Source organism: Pseudomonas sp. PSKL.D1 (assembly GCF_028898945.1).
In the GTDB taxonomy this organism is placed as follows: domain Bacteria; phylum Pseudomonadota; class Gammaproteobacteria; order Pseudomonadales; family Pseudomonadaceae; genus Aquipseudomonas.
Genome location: NZ_CP118607.1, coordinates 2,738,925 through 2,752,375, shown reverse-complemented (window position 1 = coordinate 2,752,375; position 13,451 = coordinate 2,738,925). Strand labels below are relative to the sequence as shown.

The window sequence follows — 13,451 nt, the reverse complement described above, 5'->3', positions numbered from 1 at the left end:
TACATGGCCTACCTGGTATACAGGGGGCCGCGATGAGCCGTGAAGTAACCGAACTGGATTTCCGCCGACCTGAATTCCGCGACGCCAAGGTTGAAGATTACGAATTCCGCGAAGACGGAGCACTGGTCAGGAAAGACCGCTGGCAAACCGGGATGTGGCGGGTCGCATCACTTGTAGGCTCATCTCGCGGCGGGTTCGAGATCGATGACGTTGTCGAGCGGGTCCGCAAGGCCGTAGGCAATTGGTGCCCGCCAGATCCAGACGAAGATCCAGCGCTAGACCGGATCGACATCCGGCTGTCCTGCGGCAGTGTCCTGGCCAGCTGCGAGCGCACCGGGCCGTTCATCTATCGCTGGCCTTTCGGAAACATCACGTTCACCAGCAAGGACTTTGGCGCCGACATCACTGAGTGGCAAGAGTCAGTCGCGCCAGCAGCCTAACCCCTATCCCTACCCCTACTACTCAAGCCCGCCCACACGCGCGGGTATGGAGAGCTATTGCCATGATCATCGACGACGTGATGACGGACAAAATTACGCTCCACGGCCTGGGCTTCGTTCAGGTCCAGCTGCAGGGCGAGCAGCGCCTGCATGTTTGGCACCCCGAATTGCCCCGGCGCACCTGCTTCGAACACTCCGCCATCCACGACCACCGCTTCAGCTTTGTGTCTCGCGTTCTTGTAGGCGAACAGATCAACCACCGCTACGAACCTCTGCGTCATGCCGAAGGCGAGTTCGTGATGTATCTGCACGAAGGTGAGCGCCAGCGGGGCGGCGGGCGACCATGGACGCCAGATGGGCGAGCCGACATGGTCCACCAGGGCACCGACCTGATTTACGCGGGCGGCGAGTACCGGACTGCCGCGTATGACTATCACCGCACCGAGCCAGGCGGTGACGGAAGAGTCGCCACCATCATGCAGAAGCGCGACGAATACCCGCGCGGCGCCCACTCCACTTGCCGCCACGGCATACAGCCGGACACGGACTTCAACCGCTACCAATGGCCTGCCGCCCGACTCTGGGAAGTCGTGCGCGACGTGCTGCTGGCCTGACCACCAACCTGCCGCCACCGGCGGCGTGGAGACCATCCATGAACCTGATCGACTGCTACGTCACGAAGATCCTCGGCGAGCCGTACCGAAAGTTCGGTGCCTGGTGGGTCGATGCGGAATATGAGTCCTATGGCCGGATCAGCAAAACTCAGCTCATGTTCCGCACCGAGGAAGCAGCCAGAGCGGCTACGGTCGGGTACCACTTCACCGCCTGAGGGCAGAATTATGGAAACTGAAGCTTCAGAAGACATCGACAAGGTCACCGAGCAGCGTATGGCCGACCTTCTCGGCTGCACAAAAAGGGCCTTGGAGGGAAGGCGTCTGCGCGGTGCAATCCCCGAAGGCGTCTGGATGAAGCACGGCGGCCGGATCATTTACAGTAAAAAGAGGTACGACGAATGGCTGGAAAGCCAATGGATTTACCCCCAGGGATCGACGTCCACTACGGCTCGCTCCGCCTCAGGTTCATGTGGGAAGGTACTCGCCGAAGTGAAACCCTTCCCTATCCCCCGACACAAAAAGGCATCAAAGCTGCATCCCAGCTTCGCGATAAAGTAAATAGCCTGATCAAGCTCAACCTGCTCGATCACGACAAATACGCGGAGCTGTTCCCAAGCTCCTCCGCTGTCTTGGGCGGTGTTCCAGCATTCGGCGAATACGCCCAGCTATGGCTGGACAGCCGGGAAATCGCCGCCGGTACCAGGCTTAACTACAAGGGCACACTCAACCTGTATTGGGTGCCAAGCCTAGCGCTGGTGCGCATCGATCTGATCACCTCCACCCTGCTTCGGCGGATCGTCGCCTCGACCGAATGGACATCTCCATCGGTAAAGCGCAACGCAATGGTCAAGCTGTCGACAATCTTGCGCTCGGCGGTTCTGGATGGGCTGATCACTCGAAACCCAGCAGAGGTTATCCAGCTCCCAGCCAGGTCCAAGAAGGAAGTCGACCCGCTCACGCTGGAAGAAGCCAACGCGATCATTGCCGAGCTCTACAAGCACAAGCATTGGCCAAGCCAGATTTACGCTGCCTTCTTTGAGTTCATGTTCTTCACTGGTCTGCGGCTGTCGGAAGGCCTGGCTCTGCGCTGGGATACGGTCGACATGGTCAAAAAGACTATTCACGTCCGTCGGACTATCGCGCTTGGAGTGGTTGAGGAAAGGACAAAGACTGGGAGGGATAGGTTTGTACTGCTCAACGACAGGGCGCTTCACGCCCTGGAGTTCGCCAAGCAGTATGCAGAGCGCCGCAGGCAGGGCAAAGGGCAATTCACCGAATCGCCGTTCGTCTTCCCGCCCGGGAAGAATGGAGAGTACGTTAAACAGACTTCGGATGTGCACCACCAGTGGCGCCCGATCCTCAAAGGTTTGGGGATCAGGTACCGTCCCCCGTATAACTGCCGCCACACCTATGCGACAATATGCTTAATGTCTGGTCTCAACCCCGCATTTATCGCCCAACAGCTCGGGCATAGCGTGCAGATGCTCTTATCGACTTATGCGCGCTGGATTAACTCGTCCAACGACTGGCAGGAGCTGGAAAAGCTCCAGATTGGTCCGAAATTGGTCCGTAGCTGCGAAGAAGTCACGTAAGTTATTGATAGGTAAGCTCCTTGATCTCCACCGCTAATATCACGATGCAGTTCGGCTCCAAGCCCCTGTTCGAAAACGTCTCGGTCAAATTCAACAACGGCAACCGCTACGGCCTGATCGGCGCCAACGGTTGCGGCAAGTCGACCTTCATGAAAATCCTCGGCGGCGACCTGGAGCCGTCCGGTGGCCAGGTCATGCTCGAGCCGAACACCCGCCTGGGCAAACTGCGCCAAGACCAGTTCGCCTACGAAGAATTCACCGTGATCGACACCGTGATCATGGGCCACGGCCAGCTGTGGAAGGTCAAGGCCGAGCGCGATCGCATCTACTCGCTGCCGGAAATGACCGAAGAAGACGGCATGGCCGTCGCCGAGCTGGAAACCGAATTCGCCGAAATGGACGGCTACACCGCCGAATCGCGTGCCGGTGAACTGCTGCTGGGCCTGGGCATCCCCCTGGAACAGCACTTCGGCCCCATGAGCGAAGTGGCGCCGGGCTGGAAGCTGCGTGTGCTGCTGGCCCAGGCCCTGTTCTCGGACCCGGACGTGCTGCTGCTCGACGAGCCAACCAACCACCTGGACATCAACACCATCCGCTGGCTGGAAACCATCCTCACCGCGCGCAACAGCACCATGGTGATCATTTCCCACGACCGGCACTTCCTGAACAGCGTCTGCACCCACATGGCCGACCTGGACTACGGTGAGCTGCGCCTGTTCCCGGGCAACTACGACGAGTACATGACCGCGGCCACCCAGTCGCGCGAGCAGTTGCTCTCGGACAACGCCAAGAAAAAGGCCCAGATCGCCGAGCTGCAAACCTTCGTCAGCCGCTTCTCGGCCAACGCCTCCAAGGCCAAGCAGGCCACCTCGCGGGCCAAGCAGATCGACAAGATCCAGCTGGCCGAGGTCAAGCCGTCCAGCCGTGTCAGCCCGTTCATCCGCTTTGAGCAAACCAAGAAGCTGCACCGTCAAGCCGTAGTGGTCGAGAAAATGGCCAAGGCCTTCGACGACAAGGTGCTGTTCAAGGACTTCAGCTTTACCATCGAAGCCGGCGAGCGCGTTGCCATCATCGGCCCCAACGGCATCGGTAAAACCACCTTGCTGCGCACCCTGGTGGGTGAAACGGCGCCGGACAAGGGCGAAGTCAAATGGACCGACAGCGCTGAAGTGGGTTACTACGCCCAGGACCATGCGCACGACTTCGAAGACGACGTGACCCTGTTCGACTGGATGGGCCAGTGGACCTCCGGCGAGCAGGTAATCCGTGGCACCCTGGGCCGCATGCTGTTCTCGAACGACGAGATCCTCAAGTCGGTCAAGGTGATTTCCGGTGGTGAACAGGGCCGCATGCTGTTCGGCAAGCTGATCCTGCAAAAGCCGAACGTACTGGTGATGGACGAACCGACCAACCACCTGGACATGGAATCGATCGAAGCGCTGAACCTCGCGCTGGAAAACTACCCGGGCACCCTGCTGTTCGTGAGCCATGACCGTGAGTTCGTGTCGTCGCTGGCTACCCGCATCATCGAGCTGACGCCTGATGGCGTGGTGGACTTCAGCGGTACCTACGACGATTACCTGCGTAGCCAGGGCGTACTGGTCTGAAATAGCTGAGCTGCTTCATCGCGGATAAATCCGCTCCTACATGGGCGCGCGATCCCTGTAGGAGCGGATTTATCCGCGATAGCCCCACCACCATCACGCAGGCTGACGCTCCCCGGATGAATAATTCGTTAGCCAGCTTTCATTTCCCTGCCACACCGTCCATGATTAGGTCACGCCCAACCGCCCACCCGCGAACGAGCCCATGACCGCGCAACAGCCCGCCCCCGCCAGCAGCACCTTCAACGTAACCCTGCAAATCCTCTCGATCGTCTTCTACACGTTCATTGCCTTCCTCTGCATCGGCCTGCCAATTGCGGTGTTGCCCAGCCATGTGCACGACCAGCTGGGTTATGGCGCCGTGATAGCCGGGGTGACCATCGGCGTGCAATACCTCGCCACCTTGCTCAGCCGCCCCTTTGCCGGGCGGGTGGCCGACACGCTGGGCGGCAAAAAGGCGATCGGCTACGGCCTGCTGGGTATCGCTGCCTGCGGAGTGTTGACACTGCTTTCGGCCTGGACGCTGACCGCCCCCCTGCTCAGCCTGGCGCTGTTGCTGGCGGGCCGTTTGCTGCTCGGCCTTGCACAAGGCTTGATCGGCGTTGCCACGTTGAGCTGGGGCATCAACCAAGTGGGGCCGGAGCATACTGCCCGGGTCATTTCCTGGAACGGTATCGCTTCCTACGGTGCCATTGCCATCGGTGCTCCTGTGGGTGTGCTGGCGGTCGATGCCGTGGGTTTCAGCGTGCTTGGGCCTGTTCTGCTGGTGTTGGCGCTGGTCGCCATGCTGGTGTTGCGCAAGCGGCCGGACGTCGTAGTGGTCCGGGGTGAGCGCCTGCCATTCTGGTCCGCCTTCGGCCGCGTCGCCCCTTGCGGCCTGGGCCTGACGCTGGCGTCCATCGGCTATGGCACCTTGACCACGTTCGTCACGCTGTATTACCTGGAACGCGGCTGGGCCGGCGCCGCCTTGTGCCTCAGCGCATTCGGCGTGTGCTTCATCATTTCGCGCCTGCTGTTCGTCAACGCAGTCAACCGCTTTGGCGGCTACAACGTGGCCATCACCTGCATGGCCACCGAGGTGGTCGGCTTGAGCCTGCTGTGGCTCGCCCCTTCACCGGCGTGGGCGTTGGTGGGTGCAGGCCTCACCGGCTTTGGTTTGTCGCTGGTGTACCCAGCGTTGGGTGTAGAGGCAATCAGGCAGGTGCCGAGCAGCAGCCGGGGCGCCGGGTTGGGCGCGTACGCCGTGTTCTTCGACATGGCGCTGGCCATCGCCGGCCCGATAATGGGCGCCGTAGCGGTACACCTGGGTTATGCCTCGATCTTCTGTGTGGCGGCCTTGCTGGCCCTGGCTGGCGTGGGGCTAACGTTGCTGTTGGCGCGGCGCAGCGGTCGCGGCTGAACGCTCGGCAGGCTCAGGCGCGCCCAGTGCCTGGCTGAAGAACGTGGCGGTGTCGCGCTGCAGCGAGTGGTGGATGTGACGGCGGTCCACACCCTCGGCATCCTTGCACAAGGCCGGCATCCGCGCCCATTGCTCTTCGTCACAACGCGCCATGAACACAAAATGCCCCGCGCCTGCCAGCAAGCGGTAGTCCGGGGTGACCGGCAGCTTGCGCGCCAGCGCTTCGGCATTGCGGTCCAGGGCCAGCAACTGGTCGCTGTCTCCGCTGTAGATCAGCGCCGGCACCTGCACGCTGGCCAGGGCGTGGCGGCCAAACATCAGGCTCAGCGGCGCCATCAACATCACCGCGCCTACACGGGGGTCCGCCTTGGGTGTCAGCTCGCTGCGGTCGGCGATCAGTACACCATGGGTCTTGCAGGCATCGGCATCGTTGGGGCGTTCAAGGCAGTACTGGCGCAGGCGGTCCAAGTCCGGTTGGGCGCCCGTCAGGATCAACGCTGTCTCGCCGCCTGCAGAATAACCAATCACCCCCACCTTGCCCGCGTTCAAGTACGGACCCAGCAGCTTGTCGGCACGGGCGGCCGTGATGGCGGCACTCAGTTGCAACGGGCGCCCATACAGGTTGCTCAACGTGCCCAGGCGGCTATGGTCCCGTGCATTGTCGCCGGGGTGCACCACCGCCACCACCACAAACCCCCGCCTCGCCAGCGCGGTGGCCAGGTAGTGCAAGGCCAGCGGGCTGCCGGTGTTGCCATGAGACAGCACCAACAGCGGGAACTGCCCGAGTGCGGCCGGGGCTTCTTCGGCAACGTCGAGGGGATAGCCGTCAATACGGATGCTGCGGGGCGTGCCTTGCGCCGGGTAGAAGGCCAGTGCCTGCATCGGGCGGGCATCAACGGGGTCGGCGAACGTCATGTGGTGCAGGCCGGTCACCCACGGGGCAGCCTCGGCATTGCCCAACAGGCAGCCGAGCAGCAGGGCCAGTAAACAGCGGGGGGTGTTCATCGACCGACGATTCCGCACGGGGGCGAAGGGATAGCGTCAGGATAGGAGTGTTTGGGCGGGGGGCAGATGAAAACTGGATGAAATGCAATACATGTGAGGGCCATTACGCGGCAAGCCCGCCCCTGCCAGGGTTCGGGCTTGCCGCGAGGGCACGTCAGGCTACAGCAAACAGCTCACCGGCAATCTGTGCCTGGGCGGCATCGATGGCCTTGCTACGGTGCTCTGGGCCGTAGGCCAGGCCGTGGGCGCGCACCACTTCCACATCAGTGATGCCGATGAAGCCCAGGAACACCTTGAGGAAGTCTTCGTGGCCAACGCCGGTTGGCTGGCCGGCGTGCAGCCCACCAGCAGTGGACACCAGCACGACTTTCTTGTCACCGCACAGGCCTTCAGGCCCGGCTTCGGTGTAACGGAAAGTCTTGCCAGCTACCGCCACGCGGTCGATCCAGGCCTTGAGCTGGGTCGGCACGCTGAAGTTGTACATCGGCGCCCCGATCACCACGGCGTCGGCGGCCAGGAATTCTTCCAGCGTTTCGGCGCTCAGCTTGGCTTCGAAGGCCTGTGCTGCGTCACGGGCCTCTTCCGGAGTGCCGGCCGCCACCAGGGTAGCGGACGAGAAGTGGGCGATGGCATCGGCAGCCAGGTCACGGTAGACCACTTCAATGCTCGGGTCGGCGGCTTTCCAGGCCTGAACCACTTCCTGGCTCAGCTGGCGGGAGGCGGAATTGTCGCCCAGGATGCTCGAATCGATGTGCAACAGTTTCATGGGACTCTCCTGTGAATGAAGACCGCGGCGTTGGGCGATCACGATGGGGAGGATGCTACCGGGGTGGCGAATGACTGAAAAGAGGGTGAAAATGCGTTAGTTTGTCCTATGTGTGGAACAGTGAGACGACCATGCAAGACCTCAACGACCTTTTCTACTTCGCCCAGGTGGTCGAAGCCGGCGGTTTCGCTGCGGCGGGCCGCCAGTTGGGCATCCCCAAGTCACGCCTGTCGCGGCGCATCGCCGAGCTGGAAGAGCGCCTCGGTACCCGGCTGTTGCAGCGCACCACCCGCCAGTTGAAGCTCACGGCCGTGGGCGAACGCTACCTGCACCATTGCCAGGCCATGCTGCTGGAGGCAGAAGCGGCCGATGAAGTCGTGGCCAGCATGAGCAGTGAGCCGCGCGGGCGGCTACGGGTTTCCTGCCCGGTAGCCCTCGCCCATGCCTTTTTGCCGGGCGTGATCAGCCGGTTTCTGGAACAGTACCCGCAGGTGCAACTGGACATGGTGCTGCTCAACCGCCGGGTCGATCTGATTTCCGAGGGCATCGACGTGGCCTTGCGTGTGCGTGACCTGGGTGACGAAGACCCGGCGTTGGTCACCCGCCGCCTGCGCCAGGCACAAATGCAGCTGGTGGCCGCGCCGGGCTTTGCCGACCATGTGCGTGATCCGTCCGAACTGGCCACGTTGCCGGTGTTGGGCGCTGCCGAGGCTGACCGGCTGGTGCATTTTCGTTTGCTGGGGCCCAATGGCCGGCAGCAGGAGATCGCCCTGGAACCCAGGCTGGCCATCGATGACTTCGTGGTGCGCAATGCCGCCGTCAGGGCAGGCCTTGGCTTTACCGCATTGCCCAGCATGTTTTGCGAAGAAGAACTTGAGCGCGGCGAACTGGTGCGGTTGTTGCCAGACTGGTCATTGCCCGGTGGCTACTTGCAGGCGGTATACCCGCATCGGCGCGGGCTGCTGCCGGCCGTACGGGCATGGATAGACCATTTGGCAGCGTCATTTGAAGCGTGTGGAGAGCGTTATGTCTGAAAAACACATGACAGAAGCCCAAGTGGCAGCCTTCTGCCTGAACCTGCCCGGTGCGCAGGAAGACTACAAATGGGGCGGCATCCGGGTGTTTTCGGTGGCGGGCAACAAGATGTTCGCGCTGATCGGGCTTAACGGTGACGGCCTGGCGTTCAAGGTGGCCGATGAGCTGTTTCTCGGCTATTGCGACAGGCCAGGCGTGCGGCCCGCGCCTTATCTGGCGCGAGCCAAGTGGGTGATCATGGCGCCGCCCTACCCCATGGGGCGCGAGGAGCTGTGTGACCTGCTGCAACGGTCGCACCAACTGGTGGTACGCAAGCTGCCGAAGCGGGTACAGCTGGGCTTGGTGATCTAGTTTACCCGCCCACAACCGGCTTCAGCCGGGTAAAAAGCGCCCGCCCAGAAACAGATAATCCACCCAAAACACCTGGTGCAACCCCACAATCCCCCAGCACACGAGCTGATAGGACACCTTGCGCGTCTTGTGCCGGAACACCTGCTGGGCAACCAGTGCGCCAGGCCAGCCGCCCAGCAGCTCACTGGCATGCAGCACCTTCTCCGGCGTGCGCCACGCCTGTTCGCGTGCCTGGCGCTTGTCCTGCCAGTACAGCAGCAGGCACACCAGGCTGGCCGCGGGGTACAAACCCAACGGCAGCCACTGGCCGTTCAACGCCATCCGCACAGCGCCAATAACCGGCAATAGGCATAACATGGCCAGCGCAAGCAACTTCAGGCGCATTTCGGTTTCACGTGCCATTTCAACCGTGCGCCGTCGACCAGTTGACCCAACCAAACTGCCAGGTCGCCAGAATCAGCAATCCGAAGGCAATGCGATACCAGGCGAACACCGCATAGCTATGGTTGGCAATGAACTTGAGCAAGCCCCGTACCGCGATCATCGCAAAAATGAACGAGGTCACGAAGCCGATGGCAAACACCGGCAGGTCACTCGGCTGGAACAGGTCGCGGTACTTGTAACCCGAATACACTGCAGCCCCCACCATGGTCGGCATCGCCAGGAAGAACGAAAACTCGGTGGCCGCCTTGCGCGACAGGCCAAACAACAAGCCGCCAATGATGGTCGAGCCGGAGCGCGAAGTGCCCGGAATCATGGCCAGGCACTGTATGAAGCCGATCTTCAGTGCATGGGACCAGCGCATGTCATCTACATGGTCGACATCAACGCGGTGCGTGCGGCGCTCGGCCCAGAGCATGATCACCCCACCCACTACCAGCGCAGCGGCCACCGTGATCGGGTTGAACAGGTACTCGTGGATCAAGTCGGCAAACAGCACACCCAGCACCACGGCCGGCATGAATGCCAGCAGCAGGTTACCGGTAAAGCGCCGTGCCGCCGGTTGGCTGGTCAGGCCGAACACCACGTCGAAAATCTTGCGCCGAAACTCCCACACCACCGCCAGGATCGCCGCCAGCTGAATGATGATGTTGAACGCAATGGCACGTTCGCCCCCAAAGTCGATCAGGTCGGCGACGATGATCTGGTGCCCGGTACTCGAAATGGGCAAGAACTCCGTCAGCCCTTCGACCACGCCTAAGATGATTGCCTGCAAGGCAGTCCACAAATCCATCATTCCCCCGTTGAAGCGCTGCTGCTTGCAGGCCCCTTGTTCTTGATTTACGTGTAATTGCCACTCACGGCGCGGCCGTTTTACAGCGACCGTTGGGTGCAACGCCAGCGGAAAAGTTCACCGGCCTAAAGGTTTCATCTTGTGCGGCCGAGATCCTATCAAAGGCGCTTTGCAAAGGCTTGCACCACAGGTTGCAGACTAGGCCAGAACTGGCACTTAGCCATTGGTCGGGTGGGGGGCTGCGGCAAAGCGTGCTTGGATGCGCATGAATAAAAAGAACAATGCGGAGTGCCCTGGATGAAAACCTTGAGGTCGATGTCGATCAGCCGCCGTCTGTGGCTGATTCTGGTGGTTGCGGTGGGCATGCTGGTGGTGCTGGGGCTGTTGATGCTGCGCCAGATTCATGGCGACCTTTACCAGGCCAAAGCCGAGAAAACGCGCCATGTGGTACAAACGGCCGCGGGTGTGCTGGCCTATTACCAGGGCCTGGAGGCTGCTGGCACACTCAGCCGCGAAGCTGCCCAGCAACAGGCACTGCAAGTGGTGCGGGCGTTGCGGTACGACCAGAACGATTACTTCTGGATCAACGACCTTGGCCCGAAGATGATCATGCACCCGGCCAACCCCAAGCTCGATGGCCAGGACCTGTCGGCCATCCGCGATCCGGACGGTTTTGCCGTGTTCAACGAAATGGTGGCCCTCGCCCGCAGCCAGGGTGCCGGCCCGGTCGACTACCGCTGGCCCAAGCCCGGCGCCACCGAGCCGGTGGCCAAGACGTCCTACATTCAATTGTTCAAACCGTGGGGCTGGATCATCGGTTCCGGGGTTTACGTGGATGACGTACAGGCTGAATTTGCCCGCCAGCTGCGTGACGCGGGGCTGGTCGGCCTGGGCATCGCCTTGTTGCTGGCCCTGGTGGTGCTGCTGATTACCCGCAGCATTGCCAAGCCCTTGCAGGAAGCCGTGCAGGCCATGGGTAACATTGCCAGCGGCGAAAGCGACCTGAGCCGCCGGCTGGACACCCATGGCCGCGATGAAATCACCCACCTGGGCGAACATTTCAACCGGTTCAACGGCAAGTTGCAGGGCGTGGTCGGCCAACTGCAGGGCGCGGCCCATGCGCTGGCGCAGTCCGCCGGCCAAGTGGGCGACAATGCTTGCGCTGCCCAGCAGCACAGTGCGCAACAGTCGCTGCAAATGGACCAGGTGGCCACTGCCGTCAACGAAGTCACCTATGCCGTGCAGGACGTGGCCAAAACTGCCGAGCAGGCCGCAGGGGAAATGCGCGCGGCCCAGCAGCAGGTAGAGCACGGCCAGCAGGCCATTCACGGCAGCCTGCAGCAGATTGATCGATTATCGATGACCATCGACCAGGCCGTGCAGGTCATCCGCGAACTGGCAGGGCACAGCACCAAAATCGGCGGCGTACTGGACGTGATCCGCTCTATCGCCGAACAGACCAACCTGCTCGCCCTGAACGCGGCCATCGAAGCCGCCCGCGCTGGCGAACAAGGCCGGGGCTTTGCCGTAGTCGCCGACGAAGTGCGCCTGCTGGCCCAGCGCACCGCCCAGTCGACCGCCGAAATCCACACCATGATCGAGCACCTGCAGGGCCAGTCGGACGCTGCGGTAAAGGCCATCGATACCAGCAGCGAAGCGTCGCGCCAAACCGTCGAGCAGGCACGTGTGGCCGGCTCGAGCCTGGACGCCATCAGCCAGGCCCTGCACAGCCTCACCGCGCTCAATGCCTCGATTGCCAGCGCAACCCTGCAGCAGGCCCATGTGGTCGAGGAAATAAACCGCAATGTGCTGGACACCGCCGGGCTGTCGCAACAAACCGCCGATGCGGCACGCCAGTCGAGTGACGCCGGTGTGGAGCTGGGGCGCCTGAGCGAGCAATTGGAGCACGTGCTGCGTCAGTTCAGGGTTTGATCGACATGCGCTGACGGCTACTCCTGCCTGCACGGGCAGGCTACAATCGCGGCCCTCCCGTATTCCAAGGATCGCCGATGTCCGGCCTCGAACTCTTCGCCGCCGTACTCGGCGTCACTGCCGTCTGGCTTACCGTCAAGCAAAACGCCTGGTGCTGGCCAATTGGCCTGGTGATGGTGCTCATCTACGGCTGGCTGTTCTACGAGGTGAAGCTGTATTCGGGCATGCTGCTGCAACTGGCCTATGCGGTGCTGCAGGTATATGGCTGGTGGCAGTGGAAGCGCCCAGGCCGCAGCGCCGATGCGCGTGTGGTGTCCCGCTTATCCCACCAGGCTTTGCTCACCGGCCTGGCCGGCGGTGTGCTGGTCAGCTTGGCCTTGGGCGCCGCCATGGCCCAGTGGACTGACGCAGCACTGCCCTGGCTGGACGCCACGCTGACCGGCTTCAGCCTTGTGGCTCAACTGTGGATGGCGCAAAAGCGCCTGCAGTGCTGGCCGTTGTGGGTAGTGGTGGACGTGGTCTACGTAGGCCAGTACCTGCACCAGCAGCTGTACTTCACTGCCGGCTTCTTCGCCGTGCTCACCGTAATTGCCGTGCGCGGCTGGCTGGAATGGCGCCGTGATCCGGCGCTGGTGCAGCCATGAAGGTGCTGGTGCTGTGCGGCCCGGAGTCCAGTGGCAAGAGCTGGCTCAGCGGGGAAATCCAGCAGCACTTCGGTGGTGTGGTGGTAGCCGAGTACGTGCGCCATTTCATTGACCAGGAGTGCCGCGACACCTGCTACGCCGACATCGGCCCCATCGCCCGCGGGCAACTGGCCTGGGAAGACCAGGCGCGCCAGCAGGCGCCCGAGTTGCTGATTCTTGACACCCACCTGCTCAGCAACATGCTCTGGAGCCACGCCCTGTTCCAGGGCTGCCCTGCCTGGCTGGAGCAGGCGCTGCTGGCACGCCATTACGACCTGCACCTGCTGCTCAGCCCGCAAGGCGTTGGGTGGGTTGCCGATGGCCAGCGCAGCCAGCCCGACCTGCGCGACCGCCAGGCGTTCTTTGACGACAGCCTGAACTGGTTGCAAAAACACCGCCAGCCGCTGCAGATTATTGACGGTGACTGGCCAGCGCGCAGTGCTGCAGCGCTGAGCGCTGTTCAGCGCCTTCTGGACGGAAAACAGCCCGACTGCGCAACCGAGTGTTAACCCATTGAAACACCCGTGTGGGCGCAATTCCCCGTAAATGCGCGCTGTTGCCCCCCATTCGGGGGAAGTGTCAAATCGGTGAAACACAGTGGCAAAATGGCCTTTTGGCAGGCCTGCAAACGGGCTTGCAGGCGTTTGGCGCAAAAACTGTCTCAGGCGTATTACAACAAAAAACCGACAACCACGATCAGTTTTCGCAAGTCATTGAATGGCTTGGAAAACCCAAAACCGGCACGGCTTCTGCTCTCTCACTCGCAACGCCCGACAGGCCCAGCGATCTGAAGAAG

At 62.0% G+C, this 13,451-nt stretch carries 15 protein-coding genes; 11 read left to right on the top strand and 4 right to left on the bottom strand.

Annotation, left to right across the window (positions count from 1 at the left end):
- The first annotated feature begins 32 nt into the window (after positions 1-32).
- From PVV54_RS12190 to PVV54_RS12165, 6 genes are all read left to right on the top strand, one after another.
- Entirely contained in the window at positions 33-440 is a 408-nt protein-coding gene (locus PVV54_RS12190; RefSeq protein ID WP_274910179.1) for a hypothetical protein, read from the top strand.
- A 62-nt stretch (positions 441-502) separates the two neighbouring features.
- Positions 503-1,054 (top strand): hypothetical protein, encoded by a 552-nt coding sequence (locus PVV54_RS12185; protein ID WP_274910178.1) that lies wholly within the window; start codon positions 503-505, stop codon positions 1,052-1,054.
- Positions 1,055-1,092: 38 nt separating this feature from the next.
- Positions 1,093-1,269, top strand: coding sequence for a hypothetical protein (locus tag PVV54_RS12180; protein ID WP_274910177.1), 177 nt, complete (start codon positions 1,093-1,095; stop codon positions 1,267-1,269).
- 183 nt (positions 1,270-1,452) lie between these two features.
- Complete coding sequence (locus tag PVV54_RS12175; RefSeq protein ID WP_274910176.1) at positions 1,453-2,646, top strand: site-specific integrase; 1,194 nt, start codon at positions 1,453-1,455, stop codon at positions 2,644-2,646.
- A gap of 20 nt (positions 2,647-2,666) precedes the next feature.
- Positions 2,667-4,253: an ABC-F family ATPase gene (locus tag PVV54_RS12170; RefSeq protein ID WP_274910175.1), complete on the top strand. Its 1,587-nt coding sequence runs from the start codon at positions 2,667-2,669 to the stop codon at positions 4,251-4,253.
- Between the two features lie 202 nt (positions 4,254-4,455).
- Positions 4,456-5,649, top strand: a complete 1,194-nt coding sequence (locus PVV54_RS12165) for an MFS transporter (RefSeq protein ID WP_274910174.1) — start codon at positions 4,456-4,458, stop codon at positions 5,647-5,649.
- Here the strand turns inward: PVV54_RS12165 and PVV54_RS12160 are convergent.
- Together PVV54_RS12160 and PVV54_RS12155 are read right to left on the bottom strand one after the other, a co-directional pair.
- Positions 5,611-6,654 (bottom strand): alpha/beta hydrolase family protein, encoded by a 1,044-nt coding sequence (locus tag PVV54_RS12160; RefSeq protein ID WP_274910173.1) that lies wholly within the window; start codon positions 6,652-6,654, stop codon positions 5,611-5,613. The two genes, PVV54_RS12165 and PVV54_RS12160, sit on opposite strands and share 39 nt — an antisense overlap.
- 154 nt (positions 6,655-6,808) lie before the next feature.
- Positions 6,809-7,420, bottom strand: coding sequence for an FMN-dependent NADH-azoreductase (locus tag PVV54_RS12155; RefSeq protein WP_274910172.1), 612 nt, complete (start codon positions 7,418-7,420; stop codon positions 6,809-6,811).
- A gap of 131 nt (positions 7,421-7,551) precedes the next feature.
- Between PVV54_RS12155 and PVV54_RS12150 the strand changes: the two genes are divergently transcribed.
- Both PVV54_RS12150 and PVV54_RS12145 read left to right on the top strand, forming a co-directional pair.
- Positions 7,552-8,454, top strand: coding sequence for a LysR substrate-binding domain-containing protein (locus PVV54_RS12150; protein WP_274910171.1), 903 nt, complete (start codon positions 7,552-7,554; stop codon positions 8,452-8,454).
- The gene (locus tag PVV54_RS12145) at positions 8,447-8,806 is read left to right on the top strand and encodes an MmcQ/YjbR family DNA-binding protein (RefSeq protein WP_274910170.1); all 360 of its coding nucleotides are present in this window, start codon (positions 8,447-8,449) and stop codon (positions 8,804-8,806) included. Before PVV54_RS12150 ends, PVV54_RS12145 begins: the two co-directional genes overlap by 8 nt.
- A gap of 21 nt (positions 8,807-8,827) precedes the next feature.
- Here the strand turns inward: PVV54_RS12145 and PVV54_RS12140 are convergent, their stop codons facing one another.
- Both PVV54_RS12140 and PVV54_RS12135 read right to left on the bottom strand, forming a co-directional pair.
- Positions 8,828-9,208 carry a DUF1294 domain-containing protein gene (locus tag PVV54_RS12140; protein WP_274910169.1) on the bottom strand — a complete coding sequence of 127 codons (381 nt, stop codon included), beginning with the start codon at positions 9,206-9,208 and terminating at the stop codon, positions 8,828-8,830.
- A gap of 1 nt (position 9,209) precedes the next feature.
- Positions 9,210-10,040, bottom strand: coding sequence for an undecaprenyl-diphosphate phosphatase (locus PVV54_RS12135; RefSeq protein WP_274910168.1), 831 nt, complete (start codon positions 10,038-10,040; stop codon positions 9,210-9,212).
- 297 nt (positions 10,041-10,337) lie between these two features.
- Between PVV54_RS12135 and PVV54_RS12130 the strand changes: the two genes are divergently transcribed.
- The 3 genes from PVV54_RS12130 to PVV54_RS12120 all read left to right on the top strand — a co-directional run bounded on the left by PVV54_RS12130 (position 10,338) and on the right by PVV54_RS12120 (position 13,164).
- Entirely contained in the window at positions 10,338-11,972 is a 1,635-nt protein-coding gene (locus PVV54_RS12130) for a methyl-accepting chemotaxis protein (protein ID WP_274910167.1), read from the top strand.
- A gap of 77 nt (positions 11,973-12,049) precedes the next feature.
- The gene (pnuC, locus tag PVV54_RS12125) at positions 12,050-12,616 is read left to right on the top strand and encodes a nicotinamide riboside transporter PnuC (protein ID WP_274910166.1); all 567 of its coding nucleotides are present in this window, start codon (positions 12,050-12,052) and stop codon (positions 12,614-12,616) included.
- Positions 12,613-13,164: an AAA family ATPase gene (locus PVV54_RS12120; RefSeq protein ID WP_274910165.1), complete on the top strand. Its 552-nt coding sequence runs from the start codon at positions 12,613-12,615 to the stop codon at positions 13,162-13,164. The genes pnuC and PVV54_RS12120 overlap by 4 nt, the downstream gene beginning before the upstream one ends.
- Positions 13,165-13,451: the final 287 nt, after the last annotated feature.